The organism is Burkholderia sp. BCC1996, assembly GCF_905339955.1.
Lineage (GTDB): Bacteria > Pseudomonadota > Gammaproteobacteria > Burkholderiales > Burkholderiaceae > Burkholderia.
Window position 1 is genome coordinate 236,741 of sequence record NZ_CAJPHM010000005.1, and the last position, 21,169, is coordinate 257,909.

Sequence of the window (21,169 nt, forward strand, 5' to 3'; positions counted from 1 at the left end):
CGGGGGCCGCCGCGAAACTTGCGTGCGATGCGCGTTTCGTGCGACAGTCGGAACTCATCCGCGGATGACAACGACGCGCATCGATCGACGGCCATCGAGACGAGCGCACGCGCGAACGAGACCCCTGCCGAACCATTCATCATCGAAAGGAGGGGACACGTCATGACGTCACGTCGCGCCGCATCGACCGCATCGCATCCTGCCTCGCATCCATCCGTGCCCGCGCCGCGTCTGCGCTGGGCCGCCGTGCTCGCCGTCGCTTACCTCGCGGTTGCCGGCTGCGCCGCGCAGGCCGACAGTGCGAACCAGGCCGCGAACCAGGCCGCGATGCAGGCGGCCAGCCAGTCCGCCGCGCCCGCCACGGCGCCGGCTTCCGGCACGCTGCTGCCGCCGCCGAGCCAGCTCTACGGCGACCTGTTCGTCGCGGTGCAGACGGCGCAACTCTATCCCGACCAGAAGACCTTCGTCGACGCGACGCCCAACGCCGATCCGGCGACGATCGTACAGTTGTATCAGCAACAGAAGTCGCAGCCGGGCTTCTCGCTGAAGGCGTTCGTCGACCAGCACTTCACGCCGCCGCCGGAAGGCGGCGTCACGCCGCCCGCGAACCAGACGCTGCGCCAGCACATCGACTGGCTGTGGCCGCAGCTCACGCGCACCAGCACGACGGTGCCGCCGTACAGTTCGCTGATCGCGTTGCCGAAGCCGTATGTGGTGCCGGGCGGCCGCTTCCGCGAAGGCTACTACTGGGATACCTATTTCACGATGCTCGGGCTGCAGGTGTCGGGGCGCGAGGATCTCGTCGACGACATGCTCGACAACTTCGCATACCTGATCGACACGATCGGCCACATCCCGAACGGCAACCGCACGTACTACGCGAGCCGCTCGCAGCCGCCGTTCTTCGCGTACATGGTCACGCTCGCCGCGCAGGCCGAAGGCGACAAGGTCTACCAGAAATACCTGCCGGCGCTGCGCAAGGAGCATGCGTACTGGATGCAGGGCGAAACGTCGACGCCGCGCGGGCAGGCCGCGCGCAACGTGGTCGCGATGCCGGACGGTGCGGTGCTGAACCGCTACTGGGACGCGAGCGACACGCCGCGCGACGAGTCGTATCTCGAGGACGTGACGACCGCGAAGGCCGTGCCGGATCGCCCCGCGAACGAGGTGTACCGCGACCTGCGCGCGGGTGCCGAGAGCGGCTGGGACTACAGCTCGCGCTGGTTCGGCGACGGCCGGACGCTCGCGACGATCCGCACGACGGCGATCGTGCCGGTCGACCTGAACAGCCTGATGTTCCATCTCGAGACGACGATCGTGAAGGGCTGCGCGGTCACGCGCGACTTCGCGTGCGTCGCGGATTTCTCCGGACGGGCGGCGCGGCGCGCGTCCGCGATCAACCACTATCTGTGGAACCGTCGCGGCTATTACGGCGACTACGACTGGCAGTTGCGCAAGCCGCGCGACGGCGTGACGGCGGCCGCGCTGTATCCGCTGTTCGCGGGCGTCGCGTGGCCCGAGCGTGCGAAGGCGACCGCGCGCGAGGTGCGCAAGACGCTGCTGCAGCCGGGCGGCCTCGCGACGACGACCGCGAACACGGGCCAGCAGTGGGATGCGCCGAACGGCTGGGCGCCGCTGCAGTGGATCGCGATCGACGGGCTGCGCCGCTACGGCGAGCCGGCGCTCGCGAAGGACATCGGCACGCGCTTTCTGGCCGACGTGAAGCATGTATATGCAACCGAAGGCAAGCTCGTCGAGAAGTACGTGGTCGAAGGGGCTGGCGCGGGCGGCGGCGGGGGTGGCGAATATCCGCTGCAGGACGGCTTCGGCTGGACCAACGGCGTCACGCTGAAACTGCTCGGGCTGTATGGCGAGTGACAGGCCGCGTGCGTTGCATGCACGCACCTGAACGAGCACGGGCCGGATCGCCGCGCGCGGCAGTCCGGCCCGTTTTGCATGCACGGATGTCAGAACGTGATCGTCGTGCGCACGCCGACCACCGTTTCGTCGCCGATGCGTGCGCCGGCCGCGTTCGGGTCCGGAATGCCGCCGCCCGGCCGGAAGAAGTGCTGCAGGTCGGCCTGCACCTGCCACCACGGCGCGACCTGGTACTGGTAGGTCGCCTCGATCACCGTTTCCGCGCGCCGCACCGGATAGCCGGGCGTCGCGAGTTTGCCGGTGTCGCCGTCGAGCGCACGCGCATGCGAGCCGATCTTCGCGTAGCCGACCGCGATGCCGGCCGTATCGTCGTCGCGGCCCTTGAACGGCGCCTTGAGCGTCACGCCCGCATTCGCCGCGAAATCGACGACGTTGCGATCGCCCGGCGCGCCCATCACGCGCGCGAACACGCCGACCGAGCGCGGGCTGTCCGCCGACGACCGCCATACCATCTGATCCGCGACCGCATAGAAACCGTAGTTACCGCGATGCGTGGCGGGGATCCCGTTGCTGGCCGGATCCGCGAGCGACAGCCCGTCGGTGCCGACGCGCGGATCGTTCGCGTGCTGCGACTGATACCAGAAGCCGAGCTTGTACGTGCCGGGCAGGCCGGCCGGTTGCGGTGCCTTCGGGTCGGCGGGCGGCGCGTTCAGCGCGTACTGGAGTTCGCCGATCACGAACGCGCCGCTGCGCAGGTTGAAGTTGGTGCCGTGCGCGTTCAGCGCCTGCGCATCGCCGTCGCTGCGGCCGGCCGGGTTGCCGTCGAACACGCCGACCATCGCGGTCCACGCGTCGGCCGGCTTCACGCGCAGCCGCACGCCGAGCGACGACAGCGGATAGGCAGCACCGCCGGCCGGCAGGTCGGTCGCCGGCAGCACGGGCCAGCCGAACGTCGCGTTCATGAACGTCGCCGCGTACTGGCTGACCATGAATTCCTGGTCGACGCTTTGCTGGCCGACCTTCACGTCGGCCTTGCCGGCGAGGAACGCCTGCTGGTACCAGAGCTCCCACAGCCGCGTGGTCGAATTCGCCTCGATGCCGGTCGCGGTCTGCAGCGTCTGCAAATAGCGCTGCGTGAGGTTGGTGCCGTGGATCTGCAACCCGGACACGTTGAACGTGCCGCCCGGCAGGCCGATCGCCTTCTCCGTATCGACGTTGAAGCCGAATTGCGTGAGGCCCTGGTAGGCACCGCCGCGCTGCGTGCCGCCCGCGGCGTTGTACAGGTACTCGCTGGTTTCCTGCAGGTTCAGCGTGACGCCGTGATCGCCGAGCACGTCGCGCAGGCCGCCCATGTTGCCGAGCAGGTTCGACCGTTCCCAGAAACCGGTGGGGGCGGGCGCGGCAGCATCGGCGGCTTGGGCGGGGGCGGCGGCGGTGTCGCTGGCTCCGGCCGCCGGTTCGGCCGCGCTGGCCGGTGACGACGATTGCGCGAATGCAGGCGCGGCCGCGAGCGACAGCAACAGCGCGGCGAGCGCGTCGAGGCGCGCTGTGCGCGGCGCGGATGCGAAGCGATTTTTCATGCGGGCTCCATGATTCGAGTGATTGGTTTGGCTGAAGCAGTGAAAACGTGAAGCGATGGCGCAGGTGCGGGCGGCGGCGCGCGGGCATGCTGCGCGTTGCGCGCGCGACCCGTTACGGCAGCCAGCCGCCGATTCGCCATACGTGCGCGAAGCCGAGGCGCGACGCGGTCGCACAGAGCAGCGCGACGAGCGCGACGGCGGCCGCCATCGCGCCGGCCAGCACGCAGTCAAGCGGGCGCGGTGCCGCCGGCAGGTGCGCGAGCGCGCTGCCGCGCCAGTTGCCGAACGTGTGGGCGAGCGGTGCAAGGGCCGAAGCGAACGAGCGGTCGGACACGACACGCGCGAGTTGCCTGAGTCTGACCATGAGCGATTGAAACAACATGACGTGCCTCCGTCCCGTCCGGCGCATGCCGGACGACGTGATCGAGCGCGGGTGCATGACGCGACCGGCGCTCGGCGGTTGGAACGTAACGGAGCGTGCGACACGGACGATCCGGCGATGCCGGCCCGGGAGGAAGCGCGCTAACCCGACGACTGCGAGCTAGCGGCGAAAGACATGCGCCTGGCTGCTATCTCGCGATGGCTTGGCCGGCCTGGACCGGCATCGAACTGCAACTGGAGCATGCGTCCACGAAGGGACTCCCTTGATGAATTGGGGCGGATTGTAGTCGCGAGTTTTGCTGCGGTGCAAGCAAAAAAGGCGGCGGCGTTGCGCATTTCGCACCGCGTGCGCCGCCCCATCCGGGCCGGTCGATGCCCGCTGCGACCGCCCGCCGGCGGCGCGCGGCGACTGTTGCTCGCACGCATCGGCGGCGCGTGCGCGTCGAGGCGCTGAAAGGTTGCGGCGCGTCATTCCGGGCGCGATTCTTTCAGCTCGCATGAACCCGAAAAAATATTCCGTCAAGCCTGTTCCAAAGGGTTGACTTCCGTTTCGGCCGGTCCATAGAATCCGCCATCTTCACTCTTGGGGCCGCCGCCTTGGACGCCTGCAGTAGTCGATCTTCGAACGAAGTTTCCGCCTGAGCGACCGACGTCCGCGCCTCATCGAAGCCGCCGTTTGTCCCCCAGGCAAACGGTGCGCGCAGCAGTATTTCGCAGTAACCCCCTCGTGCACCCAGATTCGCGCCGGTCAGCGTGATGCGTTTGCGCATGCGCGATCCGGTTTCGCCGCCGCCCGGCGCGCGGCCGCGTTCGCGCATGCGTTTCGCATGCACCCGAACGGCGGCCCGCGCGCCGGGCGGCGGCCAACCGTGTTCTCCGGAACACCGCACAGGAGCCGCCATGAACGACAGTGACAGTTGTCCCTTATGCCCGTTGCACCAACAGACCCTTTTGAACCCGGGTCGCAGGGACATTCCGGCCAACTAGCCTGACACGTCGTTCAGGCCCCGGACTGGCCCCGCACCCACCACGCGGCCGGCATGCATGCCGCTGCCGTCAGGAGCCAGACCATGAACTTCGGCCTTCTGCTGTCGAATCTTCCGCAAGTCACGCGATCGCATCCGCACTACGACGCGATGCCGATGCTCGACGCCCGTCCGCGGGTGTTTTCCCGTTTGTTCAACCGGTTGAAATCGCTGCTTTGCTGAACTGAAACACCGAGCGCGTCTCGGCATGCGCGCGCGGGCTCCGGGCTCGTTACGCGTGCGTATTCCAAGACCACACGCTTGACCGAAAAAAACCAGTCGTACGGAATTCATCATGTCCACGCCATCCAACGTCTCTCCACCGATCGCCGTCGAACGCAGTGCCGTGCTCGACGAAGCCCACCTGGGCGACATCCGCGGCGCGCTCGGCACCATCGCGCATCACGACACCGCCGCGCGCGGCACGTGGTGGGCGCGCCTGCGCACGCTGCTCGCGATCATCGGGCCCGGCCTCATCGTGATGGTCGGCGACAACGACGCGGGCGCCTTCGGCACCTATACGCAGGCCGGCCAGAACTACGGGACGACGCTGCTGTGGACGCTGCTGCTGCTCGTGCCGGTGCTGTACGTAAACCAGGAAATGGTGCTGCGCCTCGGCGCGGTCACGGGCGTCGGCCATGCGCGCCTGATCTTCGAGCGTTTCGGCAAGTTCTGGGGCGCGTTCAGCGTGATCGACCTGTTCCTGCTCAACGCGCTGACGATCGTCACCGAGTTCATCGGCATCACGTTCGTGCTGGCTTTCTTCGGGCTCCCGAAGATCGCGGGCGTGTGCGTGGCGGCCGCGCTGACGATGGCGGCCGTGAGTACCGGCGACTTCAGGCGCTTCGAGCGGTTCGCGATCGTGCTGTGCGTGCTGAGCCTGCTGCTCGTGCCGGTGCTCGTGTCGATCCACCCGCCGGTGGCGCAGATGTCGCGCGACTTCTTCGTGCCGAACTGGCCCACGCACGCGAAGCTGTCCGACGTGATGCTGCTCGTGATCGGCATCGTCGGCACGACGGTCGCGCCGTGGCAGCTGTTCTTCCAGCAGAGCTACGTGATCGACAAGCGCATCACGCCGCGCTTCATGAAGTACGAGAAGGTCGATCTGTGGATCGGCATCGCGTTCGTGCTGATCGGCGCGGTCGCGATGATCGGCTTCAGCGCGGCGCTGTTCGGCGGCCATTCGGAAGCGGGCAACTTCAGCGACGCGGGCGGCGTGATCGCGGGCCTCGAGAAGTATGCGGGCCGCACCAGCGCGACGCTGTTCGCGGTCGCGCTGCTCGACGCGTGCATCATCGGCGCGGCGGCGGTGTCGCTGTCGACCGCGTACGCGATCGGCGACGTGTTCAAGATCCGTCATTCGCTGCATCGCGGCGTGTCCGATGCGAAGGGCTTCTATCTCGTCTACTTCGGGATCGTCGCGGCCGCTGCCGCGCTCGTGCTGATCCCGGGCAGCCCGCTCGGCCTGCTGACCGAAGCGGTGCAGACGCTCGCGGGCGTGCTGCTGCCGAGCGCGACGGTGTTCCTGCTCGTGCTGTGCAACGATCGCCAGGTGCTCGGCCCGTGGGTCAACTCGACGAAGCTCAACATCTTCACGGGCGCGGTGATCTGGGTGCTCGTGCTGCTGTCGATCATCCTGACCGCGTCGGTGATGTATCCGGACATCAGCGGCGAAGCGATCATCGACGTGCTGGTCGGCGGCACCGTGCTCGCGATCACCGGCTATCTCGCGACGGTGCTGATCCGCCGCAACAAGCGCGTCGTCGAGCCGGGCATCGATCGCGCGCTGCGCGCCACCTGGCGCATGCCGCCGCTCGACACGCTCGAACCGCAGAACATGACGGTCGCGACGCGCGTCTGGATGGCCGTGCTGCGCGGCTATCTGGTGATCGCGGTCGGTCTCGTGATCGTCAAGGTCGTGCAGATGACGCTGCTGAAGTAACGCCGTTCGAGACGTCATCGCCAGGTGTGCGCACATGCCGGCCCGCGAGGCCGGCATGTGCGTTTACGCGGGCAGAGCGCGCGCGCGTCAGATCAGCTCGAGCTTCGACGTCAGGTACGTGAGCTGGATCCGGTTCGCGACGCCGAAGCGCTTGCGCAGCTTGCGCAGGTGATAGTCGACGTTGTGCGCGCTGGTGTCGAGGCGCCGGCCGATCTCCTTGTCCGACGCGCCTTCCGCGATGCCCAGCAGCAGTTCCTGCTCGAACGGCGTGAGCCCGTTCACGGCGCGTTCGCGCGACGTCGCGATCAGTTGCGGCGACGCGAACTTGTGCACCGACAGCCCGATCGAAAGCGCCTGCTCGATCGTCGCCGGCGTGATCCACTCGCGCGTGCGGCGCGGCGCGGTGAAGCTCATGAACGCGTGCAGCCTCGTGCCGGGCACGGCCATCGAATACATGATGCCGCTGCACATGCCGTCGTCCTGCATCGTCTGCAGGAAACCGTCGAGCGCGGCCGGGCTCACGCACGGGCCGCCGTCGCGCTCGCGGTGTTCGCGGCGCAGCTGCTGCAGGTCCCACACGATCGGCATGTTGCACACGCGCGCGTCGAGCGTGCGCGGATCGATGTCGTGATGGTTGTGCCGGACGTAGTCGCCGCGATAGGTGGGCGGCGTGAACGCCTCGTGCAGGTAGAGACTTTCGACACGCTCCCGCGAGAATTCGAGCGCGAAATACGCGAACGTCGAGAAGCCCGTCAGGTGCAGCAGGCTGGTGACGATCCGGTTGCGTTCGGCGGTGCTCTGCGCGTGCGCGAGCGTATCGGCGACGCCGAGCTTCGGCGCGTGCGGCTGCGCGATGTCGTCGCGCTTGACGTCGTCGCACCAGACGACCTGCACCGGGCGCGCTCTCGACGCGTCGGCACAGGCGACCGTCCGCCGCGGCGGACGGGGCAAGGTTGGGGCGACCGCTTCTTCTTGCAATGCAATATCGGACATGAGCCATCCCTCGGAATCGACGCGCATCGCGCAGCGGCAGCCGTGTCGTGCACGGTGCCCGCGACGATGCGATCGAGCATCTTTATGATTTGCGCCGATCGTCATCCAGACGAAACGCGGGGGCATTGTACAAAAATGCCTGTCTGCGCGTAATATGCCGTAATACTAATTCGGGCGAAAGGTTCATATTCGCACCGGTATAGAGTCGACCAGAAAATCATAAAGAAAAGACCAAATCGTGACGGGGCAGGTTCACATATTGGGAAGGGGTGGGCTCCTCATGACATATGCTGACGACGCGCCACGCGTCGAGTGGTTCTCGCAAGCCGATATCGCGGCCGCTGCCGCTTATTCGAAAGAAATTCATGCAATCGAGCGCGACGTTTTTACCGGCATTCAAATCGCGCCCGGTAAATCCGACCTCGCTTCCGTCGATTTCTCCCAATGCCATGCGCGCTTGCGGCAAATCGGTTTCAGCACGCTCGGCTACGGCGCCTACGAGATGATCGGGCGGCGCATCCTGTGCGCGCATCTGCTGCGCGACCTCGCGCCTGCGACGTTCATGCAGCCGTATATCGAGGGCATGCTCTACGAGAGCGACCCGCGTTTCGCGCAGGTGCGCAGCAGCGGCTTCCCGGTCGCATGGCGGCTCGACGAGATCGAGTCGGCGGCGCAGGGCAGCGGCGACCGCAAGGTGCTCGCGCTGGCCGGCCATCTGCGCGCGCATGCAATGAACAGCGGCGTGATCTTCAGCCTGTCGGCGCCGCGGCTCGACCTGCGCGTTGCCGTGAACGTGACGTCGGAAGCCCACGGCACCGAATGGATCGACGATCGCGTGATCGGCGGCGCGCTGTCGGTGAGCCTCGCCGTGCATCGCGTCGCGCTGCCGTTTCTCGAGGCGCGCATCGCGCGCATGCGCGGCTTCGCGCTCGGCGACGAGCAGCAGCAGGTGCTCGACCGGCTCGTGCACGGGCTGTCCGACCAGGAGATCGCGAGCGCGCTGCGCACGTCGCTGCACAAGGTCGGTCACCATATCCGCTCGCTCGAAAAACTCTTCAACGTGCAGAACCGCGCGCAGCTCGCGTATCTCGCCGCGCGCCGTCTGGAGTCCTGACCCTGTCTCCCCGCGCGGCGCCAGCCGCGCGATGGAAGCGGTTCCGGCGATGCGCGCGCGCAGGCGCCGCCGGGTTTCGTAGTCCGATCCGATCGTCACCGGAAAACGGCCGCGACGCTACGAGGCGCTTCCCTTTTTACGCGGTTGCGCGTCGCTACACTCGTCCCATTCAACGGTCCGCGCGACGCGGGGCATGACGGCCCGCGCCCGCCGGCGACAACGACAGGACGACGGCACGATGGCAGAACCGAAGGCGCTCCCTCGCGACTGGCAGCGGATCTTTTCCGCCGGCCGCAGCGTGTCCGGGCGACGTCTCGGGGCATCGCCGCGCGCCGACTTGTTTCTCGCCGCGTTCATCGTGTCGGTGGTCGCACTGTTCATCCTGCCGCTGCCGCAAGCCGCGCTCGACGGGATGATCTCGCTGAACCTCGCCGCGAGCGTCGTGCTGCTGACGGTATCGACCTACGTGCCGTCGGCGGTCAGCTTCTCGTCGTTTCCCGCGCTGCTGCTGTTCACCACGCTGTTTCGGCTCGCGCTGAACATCGCGTCGTGCAAGCTGATCCTGCTGCACGCGAACGCGGGCCACGTGATCGACGCGTTCGGCCGGCTCGTGGTCGGCAACAACGTCGTGGTGGGCGGCGTGGTGTTCCTCGTGATCGCCGTCGTGCAGTTCATCGTGATCGCGAAGGGTTCGGAGCGGGTCGCCGAAGTCGGCGCGCGCTTCTCGCTCGACGCGATGCCGGGCAAGCAGATGAGCATCGACGCGGACCTGCGCGCGGGCATCATCAGCGCCGACGAAGCGCGCGAGCGCCGCGAGAAGCTCGAACAGGAATCGCAGATGCACGGCGCGATGGACGGCGCGATGAAGTTCGTGAAGGGCGATGCAATCGCGGGCCTCGTGATCGCGTTCATCAACATCGTCGCGGGCATCGCGGTCGGCACGCTGATGCACGGGATGGATATCGGCGAGGCGCTGCAGCGCTACGCGATCCTGACGGTCGGCGACGGGATGGCGTCGCAGATCCCGTCGCTGCTGGTGTCGATCGCGGCGGGCATCGTGACGACGCGCGTCGCGACGCGCGACACGCGGCAGCGCCAGCTCGGCGAACAGCTGGGCGAGCAGCTCGGCGCGCATCCGCGCGCGCTGCTGATCGCGGCGCTGGTGCTGGCCGGGTTCCTCGTCGTGCCCGGTTTTCCGAAATGGTCGTTCGCGCTGATCGCGCTCGGCCTCGGCGCGTTCGCCTTCACGCAGCTCAAGCGCAAGACGACCGCGCCGAGCTTCAACCTGATTCATATCGCGGGTCGCATCGGCGCGACCGACGACGGCCAGCCCGCGAAGGTGTCGCATGCGGCAGGCGTCACGTCGCTGATCGCGGTGTCGCTGTCGGACGACCTGCGCACGACGCTGAACCTCGCGCAGCTGCAGACCGCGCTGTCGAGCGCGAAGGCGCGCGTCGACGCGGACATCGGCACGGTGTTTCCACGCATCACGCTGAACGACGACGAAGGGGCGGCGGCCGGCACGTACCGGATCTATCTGCAGGACGTGCTCGCCGCGCAGGGCGCGCTGAAGCCGGGCTGGCTGCTGTGGGACGGCGTCGCGCCGCTGCCGGAGCGCGCGGAGCGCCAGCCGGCCGAGGCGTTCGGCCCGTTCGCGACCGCGCTGTGGATCAAGCCCGACGGCGCGGCGCCGGACGGCAAGTGGCTGACGAGCGAAGGCGCGCTCGCCGCGCACGTCGAGCAGATCGTGCGCCAGCATGCGGACGAGCTGCTCGGCATCCAGGAAACGCAGGCGCTCGTGCACCTGGTGCGCCGCGAGCATCCGGAACTCGTCGGCGAACTGACGCGGCTCGTGCCGCTGCAGCGGGTGACCGAGGTGCTGCGCCGGCTGCTGGCCGAGCAGGTGCCGATCCGCAACCTGCGCGTGATTTTCGAAAGCCTGATCACGTGGGCGCCGAACGAGCCGGACGACGTGATCGCGCTGGTCGAGCTGGTGCGCGTCGACCTGCGCCGGATGATCACCGATCGCCATGCGGGCGCGACGCGGCAGCTGCGCGTCGTGCTGTTCGAGCAGAACCTGCAGGAGCGGATCGAGAACGCGGTGATGCGCACGAAGCAGGGCAATTTCCTCGCGCTGTCGAGCGCGATCAAGCAGGACATCGGCGAACAGGTGCGCGCGATCGTGCAGGCCGCGACGGCGGCGCAGCCGGCCGGCGCGGGCGGTCACGGCAACCCGCCGGGCGCCGCGCGGCTCGCGGTGATGGTCGCGCTCGGCGCGCGCCGCTACGTGAAGACGATTTTGCAGCCGGTGCTGCCGGAACTCGCGGTGCTGTCGTACCAGGAGGTCGAGGAGGACGTGCAGCTGCATACGGTCGGCTGGGTGAAGAACCCGCCCGACGACGGCACGCTCGGCGCGGGCGCCGGCGTGCGTGCGCCGGGAGTCGTGCAATGACGAGCTCGACCATCCTCGACCTGACCCGGCAGGCGCTGATGCTGGTGCTGCTGCTGTCGTTGCCGATCGTGCTGATCGCCACCGTCACCGGCCTCGTCGTCGCGATCCTGCAGGCCGTCACGCAGGTGCAGGACGCCAACCTCGGCATCGCGGTGCGGCTGATCGCCGTGATGGTCGCGCTCGTGCTGCTGTCGGGCTGGCTCGGCAGCGAGGTGCTGCGCTTCGCGCAGCAGGCGCTGGAACGCATGTTCGTTTCTTCCACAGGAGTGTCTTGATGCGTCGACGCGTCGCCCCGATCCGGTTTCAACCGCGCCGCCTGCAACGGGCCGCGCTCGCCATGTGCGCGACCGCGCTGCTCGCCGCGTCGCTGTGCGTGACGGTCGCGCAGCCGGCGCGCGCGGCGGACCTGCGCTGGCGCAACAAGCCGTTCACGATCGTCGCGAACGGCAAGAAGATCGGCGACTTCATTCGCGAGCTCGCATCGTCGCAGGGCGTGACGGCCGTGGTCGACCCGAAGGTCGACGGCGTGATCAGCGGCCGCTTCTCGGGCACGCCGCAGCAGACGCTCGACACGATCTGCTCGACCTACGGGCTCACGTGGTACTACGACGGCTCGTTCCTGTACGTCGACCCGGCCGACCAGTCGCAGACGCAGATGATCCCGATCCCGCCGAACGCGGCCGGCGAGATCGGCCGCGCGCTGCAGGCGATGCAGATTCCCGACAAGCGCTACACGCTCGTGATCAACGATCGCGCGAACAGCGTGTACGTCGCCGGCCCGCGTCGTTACGTGGAGCTCGTGCGGCAGGCGGTCGGCTCGGTCGGCGATCCGTCGGCGAACGGCGCGCATGCGGACATCCGCGCGTTCCGGCTCCGGTACGGCTGGGCGTCCGACTTCACGATCAACCGCTCGGGCAAGGAAGTGACGGTGCCGGGCGTCGCGACGATCCTGCGCCGGCTGTTCGGCAAGGGCGGCGGCACGAGCGAACTGCCGTCGAGCACGCCGCTCGGGCAGGCCGCGCGCCAGGTGAAGCTCGGCTCGGGGCTGACGATCGCGGTGCCGCGGCTCGATTTTCCGGACATTGCCGGCGGCCCGCGCCAGGCCGGCTATGGCGGTGCCGACGGCGCTGCCGGCGGGGTATCGCCGTTCTCGAACGGCGGCGGTGGCGACACGCTGCCGCAGATCGTCGCCGATCCGGCGATCAACGCGGTGATCGTGCGCGACCTGCCGGAGAACATGTACCGCTACCAGGCGCTGATCAACCAGCTCGACGAGCGGCCGCGCATCGTCGAGATCAACGTGACGATCATCGACATCAACGAGGATTCGCTCGACAGTCTCGGGATCGACTGGCGCCTGCACACGACGCACGGCGACGTGCAGATCGGCAACGGCGCGAATCCGCTGAACGGCAACACGCAGTACAACGGCGCCGGCAATCCGCCGCTGACGTTCGGCGTCGGCGCGTCGGAGACGGGGCAGACCGGCACCTTCATGCCGACCGGCATCGCGCTGACCGCGTCGATCGGCGGCTCGCTGCGCAACTACCTGCTCACGCGCGTGAACGCGCTCGCGCAGAAGGGGCAGGCGCAGCTGCGCTCGAAGCCGAAGGTTCTCGCGCTCGACAACACCGAGGCCATTCTCGAGAACCTCACGCAGTTCTACGTGCAGGTGCAGGGCTACCAGGATTCGTCGCTGTACAGCGTGACGACCGGCACCAGCATCAAGGTGACGCCGATGATCGTCGACGAGGCGATCCGCAATGCGGCCGCCGTGTCCGGCAACCCGCAGAGCGTGATGATGTCGATCGACATCCAGGACGGCAACATCGTGCCGGGCCAGGCCGTGTCGAACGTGCCGGTGATCCAGCAGCGCAACATCGTCACCAAGACGATGATCGACGAAGGCAAGAGCCTCCTGATCGCGGGCTTCAACGACGACGAGGTGCGGCTGAACAAGAGCGGCGTGCCGTGGCTGTCGGACATCCCGCTGATCGGCAACCTGTTCAAGTACACCGACAAGTCGGGCAACCACATGGAGCGGTTCTACCTGCTGACGCCGCGCGTGGTGACGACCGCGTCGATGTACGCGCCGGACGGCTCGCCGGTGAACCCGGGCGCGGACGGGCCGGCCGGTTCGAACGGCACGTCGATGTATCGCCCGCCGGACAACGACATCGCGGTGCCGCTCACGCCCGCACCGCTGCCCGGCACCAAGTTCGGCCCGCCCGCGCTGCCGCCGCCGAAGGATTCGGCGGCGCAGCCGGTGGCGACGACCGCAGGAGCGTCCACCCATGTCGACGACCATCATTGACCCGCACGGCGACGGCGCATTGCATGGCGGCACGGCGGGCGCCGCGGCCGGGGCGCCCGCGCTCGCGTCGCCGTGGAACCTGTGCTTCCTCAGCGGGCCGATGTACGGCCGCACGATGTCGCTCGCGCGCGGCGCGAACTGGGTCGGCACCGCGGCCGACTGCGAAGTGATCCTGCCCGATCGCGAGATCGGCGCGAAACAGGTATGCCTGCAGGTCGGCGCGCTCGCGGTGACGGTGCAGAACCACGGCGGCGACGGCGGCGCGCCGGTGCTGTTCAACGACGCGCCGCTCGGCGCGGGCCGCCGCTCGATGACGCCGCAGGACGTCGTGACGGTCGGCTCGATCAAGCTCGGCATCGCGCGTCATGCGCAGGCGAGCGTCGCGGTGCCCGACGAGGCCGACGCGCCGGACGCCGCGCGCGAGGCCGCGTGGCTCGGCTGGCTCACCGGCGGGCTGCGCCGTCTCGGCAGCCGGCGGCTCGTGATCGCGGTCGTCGCGCTGTGGATCGGCGTGCTGCTCGGCGCGCTCGGTTACGGCTTCGTCGCATGGTCGGGGCGCCTGCCGTGGCAGCACGAGTCGGTGCTCGCGCGCACGCACCGGCTGCAGCAGCTGCTGCACGCGTATCCGGAGCTCGCCGTCGCGCCGCGCGACGACGGCGTGATCGTGTCGGGCTACGTGAGCGACCCGGCCGCGCGCGAGCGCGTCGCGCAGATCGTCGCGGGCGTGGACAACGCGGCGCTCGGCAACCTCTACGTGGTCAGCGACCTCGTCGCGACCGCGCAGACGTATTTCAGCGACACGGCGCTGACGGTCACCTATCTCGGCCGCGGCCGGATCGAATTGACGGGGGCGGCCGAGCGCGCGCAGATCGAGCCGCGTATCCGCAACTACATGAAGGACGCGCGCCCGGCGCTCGAGGTGGTCGACCACGTGCGCGACGCCGATGCCGCCGCGCCGCGCACCGCGACGACGCTCGGCGGCGTCGCGGGGATTCCGGAGATCACGACGGTGTTCGCGGGCGACGGCGACCAGCGCTACATCGAGACGGCCGATGGCAGCCGCTATTTCGAAGGCGCGCGGCTGAAGGAAGGGCCGACCGTGGTGTCGATCGGCCCCGACGAAGTGGTGTTCGAACGCAATGGCCAGCGCATCACGATGCCGCTCGGCGGTCCGTCCTCGAGCGCGCCCGAGCGGGCATCGGCGCCGCCCGTGCCGCCGCTCGCGAGCGGCGCGGCGGCCGGCGTCGCGCAGCCGGTGCCCGGACCGGCGTTGTTGCCGGATGCGCCGGCGGTACCGGCGGTTGCCGCGGCCGGCGCATCGAAGGCGGCGGCGCGTTAGCGCCGCGACAGGACTTGCGCATCGCGTGTCGCGCGGTGCGCGCATTACGCGACACGCCGCGTGCATGCGGCGCGTCACGTCGCCGGCGGGGCATGGGGCCGCCGCCGGAACAGGCAAGCAGTTCAATGACGTACATGCAAAGGAGCGAAACATGAGTACCCCCCCGACTGGTGCCAACAACACACAACAGGTCCAGCAGCAGGCGGACGACCTGACCAAGACGCAGCTCGAACTGACGAAGATCAACTTCCAGGTCCAGCAGTCGACCGCGACGTTCGAAACCAGCAACGCAGTGACCGCGCAGGAAGGGACGGCGAACGCCCAGGTTGCGCAACACCTGAGTTCCGCCGGCCGCGCATGACGCCGGTCGCCGGCCGTGCCGCGCGACGCCGGATGCCGGGGCCGCCCGCGACGGGCGCCCGGCGGGGCGTATGCGCGTGGCGGCCGGCCCGTTCCCGGCGCTGCCGGTCAAGGAGGACACGATCATGTCGGTAACAGGCGTAGGCGCGGCACCCCCGGGCGCGGCCGCGCTCGCGGGTGCCGTGCAGCAGGCGGGCACGGCGTCCGATCCGGCGCAGGTGCGCCAGTTCGATGCGTTGATGCAGCCGGGTGCCGCGCCGGCCGCGGCGTCGCCGTCGGCGTCAGCGTCGGGCGTCGCGATGTCGCGTGCGCCGGCCGATGCGGCGCCGGCCGTGCAGATGACGCCCGCGACACCCGCGCAGGCGAACCATTCGTCGCTCGTCGAGCGGTTGCGCACCTACGGCAACGATCTCGACACGCGGTACGCGAACATCGACAAGCATCGCACCGAGATGCTGACGTCGATGGCGGACAACCGCAGCGATCCGCTGATGACGATGGTGAAGGCGATGGATTTCCAGTGGACCGCGACCACCACGATTTCGGAATACCAGTTGAGCCTGTCGGTCGCGCAGGCGGCGAACGGCTTCACGCACACGGTGCTGAAGACCCAGGAGTAGCGAAAGCCGGTGCGTGCGCCTGAACCGGCCGCGCGCCCTGAAGCGGACAAACGATGACGACGATCGATTCGACGCCGCGCCTGCATGCGTGGCGCAGCCGGGCGGCGCGTGCGCTGCTCGCGGGACTGCTCGCGCTGCTGGCGGGCTGCCAGAAGGAGCTTTACTCCGGCCTGTCGGAGCGCGATGCGAACCAGATGGTTGCCGTGCTCGGCGACGCGGGCATCAGCGCGGCGAAGGACAACGACGCGCGCGACACGTCGGATCGCAACGCATGGCAGGTGAGCGTCGCGGACGGCGACATGCAGTCGGCGCTCACCGTGCTGCAGGCGAACGGGCTGCCGAAGCCGAGCTACGCGAGCCTCGGCGAGCTGTTCCAGAAGCAGGGGCTCGTGTCGACGCCGGCCGAGGAGCGCGTGCGCTACCTGTATGGCGTGTCGCAGGACCTGTCGCGCACGCTGCAGGACATCGAGGGCGTGGTAGTCGCGCGCGTGCAGGTCGTGATTCCGGAGAACGATCCGCTTGCGGACAAGATCAAGCCGTCGTCGGCGGCCGTGTACATCCGCTACCGGCCCGGCGTGGATCTGCGCGCGATGGCGCCGATGGTCAAGGATCTCGTCGCGCACAGCATCGAAGGGCTGCAGTACGACAACGTGTCGCTGTTCCTGCAGCCGGCCGCCGCGCGCACGGCGCGCGTGGACGGGATCGGCAGCGCGGTGTCGGACATCCTGCGGCTGCGCTCGCCGCTCGGCTGGCTGGTGTTCGCGCTGATCCTGCTGACCTGCGCGGTGATCGCGCTGTCGGCCGCGCGGCGCGGGATGTTCGGCGCGCGGCTGGCCGGGCTGGTCGGCGGCGCACCGCGCGGCGGCAACGGTGCAGGCGGCGCGTCCGCGCAGTCGGGCGGCAGCCTGCGCACGCCGGACGGCGCGCGCGACGGCGCATGAACGAGCCGCATGTGCTGCCGCCGGGCGTTGCGCCCGACGCCGTGTCGCTGCCGTGGCTGCAATCTCTCGCGGCGCCGCCCGCTGCGCGGCGCGCGGCGTTTCATGCGCTCGTCTGCGAATTCAACCTGCGGCCCGACCGTTATCTGCACGTGACGCGCGTGCCGGCCGACTGGCCCGCGCGTTACCGTTCGCCCGACGCGTTCGGCCCGGCCGGTCGCAAGCTGCTTGCGCGCCATCTGCTCGATGCGAACGGCGTGGCCGAACATCACGACTTCGACCTCGCGAATCCGTGCGCGCGGCTCGCGCTGCTGCCCGGCGCGGCGCTCGAACAGCTCGCGTCGTATGCGGGCTTGCTGCTGCATCGCGGCTGGCTGCGCGACGCGCTGGCCGTGCGCCGCATTCGCGCGGAAGTCGCGGCGAAGCTCGGCGGCGATGCATTGGAGCTCGCGCTCGAGCGCGCGCCGGAGTTCGGCGCGCTGGCGGACACGCTCGAACCGTGGCGCGCCGATCCGGCCGCGCTGCCGGTGGTGATCCGTGCACGCGGCGGGCGGCTGCTCGCGGATTTCATCGGCGTGGCGGGCGACGCGGTCGCGCGGCGCGCGCGGCTGAAATTCAACCGCGCGATCGACGACGAAGCGCCGTACTGGCTGAACCGCGCGCAGCGCGACCAGTTCGGCGAATTGCTGTTCCTGTTTCTGATTCCCGAGAGGCTTGCGTCATGGGACTGGCTTTTCTGATCACGAGCGACAACCTGCAGCTGCTGTCGGAGCGCAAGGTACTCAAGGAGCGCGAATACGCGGCGCTGCTCGACGCGTCCGCGGTGATCGCGACCGCGCGCGACGAGGCCGCGCGCATCGTCGCCGATGCGCAGCGCGAATTCGACAAGCGCCAGGCGGCCGGCTACGACGAAGGGATGCGCCGCGCGCAGCGCGAGCATGCGGCGCAGGCTTATACGCAGGCGCTGGCCGCCGCGCGCACGATGGAGTCGATGAAGGATTCGATGGCCGACATCGTCGTGAAGGCCGTGCGCGCGATCGTCGGCGAGATGGCCACGCAGAAGCTGTACGAGGCCGCGCTCGCGCGGATCGCGCCGCTCGTGCGCGACGAGGCGTTCCTGATCGTGCGGGTCGCGCCGGGCCGCGAGGACGAGATGCGCGACGCGCTCGAGCGCGCGTTCGCCGGCCAGTCGAACCGGCAACGGATCCGCATCGTCGAGGATGCGCAGCTCGAACGCCACGCGTGCACGGTCGAGACGCCGTCCGGGCGCATCGATGCGAGCCTCGACCTGCAGATCGACGCGCTGCGCCAGGCGATCCGCCGCGACGCGCTGAAGGGCTCGCCGCGATGAATGCGCCGCTCGACGATCCGCAACCGAACGGCCGCGAGAGCGACGACGATGCCGCGCCGTTCGATCGCGGCCGCCTCGTCGGCGATCTCGACGCGGGGCTCGCGTTCTTCTCGCCGGTGTCGGTGCAGGGCCGCGTCAATCACGCGGTCGGGCAGATCCTCAATGCGACGGGCATTCGCGCGCGGCTCGGCGAGATCTGCGAACTGCGCACGCCGAACCAGCCGACGCTGCTCGCCGAAGTGGTCGGCTTCTCGCGGCAGACCACGCTGCTTACGCCGCTCGGCGACGTGGCCGGGCTGTCGCCGGAGACGAGCGTCGTGCCGTCCGGGCGCGAGCACGTGTTTCCGGTGGGCGAAGCGCTGTTCGGCCGCGTGCTCGACGGGCTCGGCCGGCCGCTCGACGATCGCGGGCCGGTGACGGGCGCCGCGTGGGTGTCGACGCAGCAGGACCCGCCGAACCCGCTCGCGCGCAAGCTGATCGACACGCCGTTTCCGACCGGCGTGCGCGTGATCGACGGCCTGATGACGCTCGGCATCGGCCAGCGCGTCGGCATCTTCGCGCCGTCCGGCGTCGGCAAGAGCACGCTGCTCGGGATGATCGCGCGCGGCGCGCAGGCCGACGTGAACGTGATCGCGCTGGTCGGCGAACGCGGCCGCGAAGTGCGCGAGTTCATCGAGCACAGCCTGTCGCCCGAGGTGCGCGCGCGCTCGATCGTCGTCGTGTCGACGTCCGATCGTCCCGCGATGGAGCGCGTGAAATCCGCGCTGGTCGCGACCGCGATCGCCGAGCACTTCCGCGATGCGGGCAAGCGCGTGCTGCTGCTGGTCGATTCGCTCACGCGTTTCGCGCGCGCGCAGCGCGAGGTCGGCCTCGCGAGCGGCGAGCCGCCGACGCGGCGCAGCTTCCCGCCGTCGACGTTCGCCGTGCTGCCGCGCCTGCTCGAACGCGCGGGGCAGGGCGCGACCGGCTCGATCACCGCGCTGTATACGGTGCTCGTTGAAGGCGATGAGGAATCCGATCCGATCGCCGAGGAAGTGCGCTCGATCCTCGACGGTCACATCGTGCTGTCGCGCAAGATCGCGCTCGCGAACCGCTATCCGGCGATCGACGTGCTCGCGAGCCTGTCGCGCGTGATGCCGCTCGTCGCGAGCCGCGCGCATCAGCAAGCGGCCGCGCGCGTGCGCGAGCTGATCGCGAAGTACCAGGAAATCGAGCTGCTCGTGCAGATCGGCGAGTACCGCGAAGGCAGCGACCGGCTTGGCGATCTCGCGCTGCGTGCGCGCGATGCGATCGCTGCGTTCTGCGCGCAGGCGTCGCACGAGGACGTGCGTTTCGACGCGCTGCTCGCGAAGCTGACGAAACTCGCGAACGACCATGTCTGAAGCCGACGACCGTCTCGTGCTCGCGACGCTCGCACGCCTGAAGCGCATGCGCGAGATGCGCAGCCAGATCGCGCGCGTGGCGGCCGCGCGCCAGCAGGGCATCGCCGCGCAGAGCCGGCGCGCGCTCGACGCCGCGCACGCGCAGCTTGCGCAGCAGGTCGCGGCGAAGGCCGCGATCCAGACGCGCCTCGCCGACGACGTGCGCGAGGCGCGCGCGTTGCAGAACGCGGCGGCCGATACGCGCACGTTAGATCGCCATATCGGTGTCGCGCACGCGTCGGTCAGCGAGGCCGCGCACGTGCACCGCGATCACGAGGCCACGCTCGCCGACCTGCAACGCGCCGCGCGCAAGGCGAAGGCCGCCGAGGACAAGCTCGACAAGGCCGGCGAGAAGGCCCTGCACGCGCGCGCGGCGCGGGTCGAGCGTGATGCCGACGAAGTCGCGGATGCGCATGCGGTGCGGCGCTTCGCGACGGCAGGCGTGTGGGCGGGCGACGCGCAGGGGCATGCATCGGGGCAGCGTGACATGGCGGCCGCGTTCGATGCGGAAATGGTGTCGCGACCGGCGGGGGTAGACGCGACGGACACGGCAAACCCGGGCGCGGCGGCCGGCAACGCCGACCCGGGCGGCGCAACTGTCCCGGCCGCCGCCGTCGACGATCCGGCGCCGCCCGCCGCCGCGGAGCGCCGATGCTAGACCACGCCGCGAACTTCAACGACATCGCCGGCACGCTGCGTCCGCTGCTCTACGTGATGCCGCGCCTGCTGCCGATCATGTTCGTCGTGCCGGTGTTCAACGAGCAGATCGTCACGGGCCTCGTGCGCAACGGCATCGCGGTCGTGATCGCCGCGTTCGTCGCGCCGGTGATCGACCCGGCGCAGGTCGCCGCGCTGCCGTTCCTGATGTGGTGCCTGCTCGTCGCGAAGGAGGCGGTGATCGGCATGCTGCTCGCGGGCGCGTTCAGCGCGGTGCTGTTCGCGATCCAGGGCGTCGGCTACCTGATCGATTTCCAGACCGGCAGCGGCAGCGCCGCGTTCTTCGATCCGATGGGCGGGCACGAGGGCGGCCCGACGTCAGGGTTCCTGAATTTCGTCGCGATCGCGCTGTTCGTCACCGCGGGCGGGCTGCAGGTGCTCGTGCAGCTGTTCGCGCAGTCGTACGCGTGGTGGCCGATCGGCTCGCTCGGCCCTGATTTCTCGTCGATGCTGCAGACCTTCGTCGTGCGGCAGACCGACACGATCTTCGAATGGATGGTGAAGCTCGCCGCGCCGGTGATCATCGTGCTGGTGCTGGTCGAGCTCGGCATCGGCCTCGTCGGGCGCGCGGTGCCGCAGCTGAACGTCTTCGTGTTCGCGCAGCCGCTGAAGAGCGCGCTCGCGGTGCTGATGATGGTGCTGTTCCTGCCGGTGGTATACGCGTCGCTGCACGCGCTGCTGAGCCCCGATAGCGGGTTGATGGCGCTGCTGCGCGCGCTGTTCGCCGCGCACGGCGGCGCGTGA

General features: G+C 69.4%; 20 protein-coding genes. 16 read left to right on the top strand and 4 right to left on the bottom strand.

The annotated features are described in order from the left end of the window. Nucleotides 1-162 precede the first annotated feature (162 nt). Entirely contained in the window at nt 163-1,878 is a 1,716-nt protein-coding gene (treA, locus tag U4Z64_RS09215) for an alpha,alpha-trehalase TreA (protein ID WP_321819780.1), read from the top strand. An 89-nt stretch (nt 1,879-1,967) separates the two neighbouring features. Here the strand turns inward: treA and U4Z64_RS09220 are convergent, their stop codons facing one another. The 3 genes from U4Z64_RS09220 to U4Z64_RS09230 all read right to left on the bottom strand — a co-directional run bounded on the left by U4Z64_RS09220 (nt 1,968) and on the right by U4Z64_RS09230 (nt 4,657). After that, on the bottom strand, nt 1,968-3,458 hold the full coding sequence (locus tag U4Z64_RS09220; protein ID WP_321819781.1) for a carbohydrate porin: 1,491 nt from the start codon (nt 3,456-3,458) through the stop codon (nt 1,968-1,970). 112 nt (nt 3,459-3,570) lie between these two features. Next, nucleotides 3,571-3,840, bottom strand: a complete 270-nt coding sequence (locus tag U4Z64_RS09225) for a hypothetical protein (protein WP_321819782.1) — start codon at nt 3,838-3,840, stop codon at nt 3,571-3,573. A gap of 487 nt (nt 3,841-4,327) precedes the next feature. After that, a complete protein-coding gene (locus U4Z64_RS09230) occupies nt 4,328-4,657 on the bottom strand; it encodes a hypothetical protein (RefSeq protein ID WP_321819783.1) in 330 nt (109 codons plus the stop codon). A gap of 252 nt (nt 4,658-4,909) precedes the next feature. Here U4Z64_RS09230 and U4Z64_RS09235 point away from each other — a divergent pair, with 252 nt between their 5' ends. Continuing rightward, entirely contained in the window at nt 4,910-5,047 is a 138-nt protein-coding gene (locus U4Z64_RS09235; protein WP_193759822.1) for a hypothetical protein, read from the top strand. Between the two features lie 112 nt (nt 5,048-5,159). Further along, nucleotides 5,160-6,806: an Nramp family divalent metal transporter gene (locus U4Z64_RS09240; RefSeq protein ID WP_044847603.1), complete on the top strand. Its 1,647-nt coding sequence runs from the start codon at nt 5,160-5,162 to the stop codon at nt 6,804-6,806. An 87-nt stretch (nt 6,807-6,893) separates the two neighbouring features. Here U4Z64_RS09240 and U4Z64_RS09245 read toward each other — a convergent pair whose 3' ends face one another. Next, nucleotides 6,894-7,799 carry a helix-turn-helix transcriptional regulator gene (locus U4Z64_RS09245; RefSeq protein ID WP_321798903.1) on the bottom strand — a complete coding sequence of 302 codons (906 nt, stop codon included), beginning with the start codon at nt 7,797-7,799 and terminating at the stop codon, nt 6,894-6,896. Between the two features lie 280 nt (nt 7,800-8,079). On the opposite strand from U4Z64_RS09245, the gene U4Z64_RS09250 reads away from it, so the two are divergent. From U4Z64_RS09250 to sctT, 13 genes are all read left to right on the top strand, one after another. Next, nucleotides 8,080-8,913, top strand: a complete 834-nt coding sequence (locus U4Z64_RS09250) for a helix-turn-helix transcriptional regulator (RefSeq protein ID WP_044847604.1) — start codon at nt 8,080-8,082, stop codon at nt 8,911-8,913. A gap of 238 nt (nt 8,914-9,151) precedes the next feature. Beyond that, nucleotides 9,152-11,365, top strand: coding sequence for a type III secretion system export apparatus subunit SctV (gene sctV, locus U4Z64_RS09255; RefSeq protein WP_321798907.1), 2,214 nt, complete (start codon nt 9,152-9,154; stop codon nt 11,363-11,365). Next, nucleotides 11,362-11,640, top strand: a complete 279-nt coding sequence (sctS, locus tag U4Z64_RS09260) for a type III secretion system export apparatus subunit SctS (protein ID WP_044847606.1) — start codon at nt 11,362-11,364, stop codon at nt 11,638-11,640. The genes sctV and sctS overlap by 4 nt, the downstream gene beginning before the upstream one ends. Continuing rightward, nucleotides 11,640-13,679: a type III secretion system outer membrane ring subunit SctC gene (gene sctC, locus U4Z64_RS09265; protein WP_321819784.1), complete on the top strand. Its 2,040-nt coding sequence runs from the start codon at nt 11,640-11,642 to the stop codon at nt 13,677-13,679. The genes sctS and sctC overlap by 1 nt, the downstream gene beginning before the upstream one ends. Beyond that, nucleotides 13,660-15,018, top strand: a complete 1,359-nt coding sequence (gene sctD / locus U4Z64_RS09270) for a type III secretion system inner membrane ring subunit SctD (RefSeq protein ID WP_321819785.1) — start codon at nt 13,660-13,662, stop codon at nt 15,016-15,018. Before sctC ends, sctD begins: the two co-directional genes overlap by 20 nt. A gap of 151 nt (nt 15,019-15,169) precedes the next feature. Continuing rightward, on the top strand, nt 15,170-15,379 hold the full coding sequence (locus tag U4Z64_RS09275) for a hypothetical protein (protein ID WP_044847609.1): 210 nt from the start codon (nt 15,170-15,172) through the stop codon (nt 15,377-15,379). A 124-nt stretch (nt 15,380-15,503) separates the two neighbouring features. After that, a complete protein-coding gene (locus U4Z64_RS09280; RefSeq protein ID WP_321819886.1) occupies nt 15,504-15,998 on the top strand; it encodes a hypothetical protein in 495 nt (164 codons plus the stop codon). Between the two features lie 53 nt (nt 15,999-16,051). Continuing rightward, entirely contained in the window at nt 16,052-16,939 is an 888-nt protein-coding gene (gene sctJ, locus U4Z64_RS09285) for a type III secretion system inner membrane ring lipoprotein SctJ (RefSeq protein ID WP_044847610.1), read from the top strand. Continuing rightward, nucleotides 16,936-17,676 carry a SctK family type III secretion system sorting platform protein gene (locus U4Z64_RS09290; RefSeq protein ID WP_044847611.1) on the top strand — a complete coding sequence of 247 codons (741 nt, stop codon included), beginning with the start codon at nt 16,936-16,938 and terminating at the stop codon, nt 17,674-17,676. Before sctJ ends, U4Z64_RS09290 begins: the two co-directional genes overlap by 4 nt. Beyond that, entirely contained in the window at nt 17,658-18,287 is a 630-nt protein-coding gene (gene sctL / locus U4Z64_RS09295; RefSeq protein ID WP_321798919.1) for a type III secretion system stator protein SctL, read from the top strand. Before U4Z64_RS09290 ends, sctL begins: the two co-directional genes overlap by 19 nt. Next, complete coding sequence (gene sctN, locus U4Z64_RS09300; protein WP_321819786.1) at nt 18,284-19,669, top strand: type III secretion system ATPase SctN; 1,386 nt, start codon at nt 18,284-18,286, stop codon at nt 19,667-19,669. The genes sctL and sctN overlap by 4 nt, the downstream gene beginning before the upstream one ends. After that, entirely contained in the window at nt 19,662-20,366 is a 705-nt protein-coding gene (locus U4Z64_RS09305; RefSeq protein ID WP_321819787.1) for a hypothetical protein, read from the top strand. Before sctN ends, U4Z64_RS09305 begins: the two co-directional genes overlap by 8 nt. Continuing rightward, entirely contained in the window at nt 20,360-21,169 is an 810-nt protein-coding gene (sctT, locus tag U4Z64_RS09310; protein ID WP_044847615.1) for a type III secretion system export apparatus subunit SctT, read from the top strand. The genes U4Z64_RS09305 and sctT overlap by 7 nt, the downstream gene beginning before the upstream one ends.

Excerpts from the sequence above, each read along its gene's own strand:
- treA (WP_321819780.1), top strand. The coding sequence starts at position 163 with ATGACGTCACGTCGCGCCGCATCGACCGCATCGCATCCTGCCTCGCAT.
- U4Z64_RS09220 (WP_321819781.1), bottom strand. The coding sequence starts at position 3,458 with ATGAAAAATCGCTTCGCATCCGCGCCGCGCACAGCGCGCCTCGACGCG.
- U4Z64_RS09225 (WP_321819782.1), bottom strand. The coding sequence starts at position 3,840 with ATGTTGTTTCAATCGCTCATGGTCAGACTCAGGCAACTCGCGCGTGTC.
- U4Z64_RS09230 (WP_321819783.1), bottom strand. The coding sequence starts at position 4,657 with ATGCGCGAACGCGGCCGCGCGCCGGGCGGCGGCGAAACCGGATCGCGC.
- U4Z64_RS09235 (WP_193759822.1), top strand. The coding sequence starts at position 4,910 with ATGAACTTCGGCCTTCTGCTGTCGAATCTTCCGCAAGTCACGCGATCG.
- U4Z64_RS09240 (WP_044847603.1), top strand. The coding sequence starts at position 5,160 with ATGTCCACGCCATCCAACGTCTCTCCACCGATCGCCGTCGAACGCAGT.
- U4Z64_RS09245 (WP_321798903.1), bottom strand. The coding sequence starts at position 7,799 with ATGTCCGATATTGCATTGCAAGAAGAAGCGGTCGCCCCAACCTTGCCC.
- U4Z64_RS09250 (WP_044847604.1), top strand. The coding sequence starts at position 8,080 with ATGACATATGCTGACGACGCGCCACGCGTCGAGTGGTTCTCGCAAGCC.
- sctV (WP_321798907.1), top strand. The coding sequence starts at position 9,152 with ATGGCAGAACCGAAGGCGCTCCCTCGCGACTGGCAGCGGATCTTTTCC.
- sctS (WP_044847606.1), top strand. The coding sequence starts at position 11,362 with ATGACGAGCTCGACCATCCTCGACCTGACCCGGCAGGCGCTGATGCTG.
- sctC (WP_321819784.1), top strand. The coding sequence starts at position 11,640 with ATGCGTCGACGCGTCGCCCCGATCCGGTTTCAACCGCGCCGCCTGCAA.
- sctD (WP_321819785.1), top strand. The coding sequence starts at position 13,660 with ATGTCGACGACCATCATTGACCCGCACGGCGACGGCGCATTGCATGGC.
- U4Z64_RS09275 (WP_044847609.1), top strand. The coding sequence starts at position 15,170 with ATGAGTACCCCCCCGACTGGTGCCAACAACACACAACAGGTCCAGCAG.
- U4Z64_RS09280 (WP_321819886.1), top strand. The coding sequence starts at position 15,504 with ATGTCGGTAACAGGCGTAGGCGCGGCACCCCCGGGCGCGGCCGCGCTC.
- sctJ (WP_044847610.1), top strand. The coding sequence starts at position 16,052 with ATGACGACGATCGATTCGACGCCGCGCCTGCATGCGTGGCGCAGCCGG.
- U4Z64_RS09290 (WP_044847611.1), top strand. The coding sequence starts at position 16,936 with ATGAACGAGCCGCATGTGCTGCCGCCGGGCGTTGCGCCCGACGCCGTG.
- sctL (WP_321798919.1), top strand. The coding sequence starts at position 17,658 with ATGGGACTGGCTTTTCTGATCACGAGCGACAACCTGCAGCTGCTGTCG.
- sctN (WP_321819786.1), top strand. The coding sequence starts at position 18,284 with ATGAATGCGCCGCTCGACGATCCGCAACCGAACGGCCGCGAGAGCGAC.
- U4Z64_RS09305 (WP_321819787.1), top strand. The coding sequence starts at position 19,662 with ATGTCTGAAGCCGACGACCGTCTCGTGCTCGCGACGCTCGCACGCCTG.
- sctT (WP_044847615.1), top strand. The coding sequence starts at position 20,360 with ATGCTAGACCACGCCGCGAACTTCAACGACATCGCCGGCACGCTGCGT.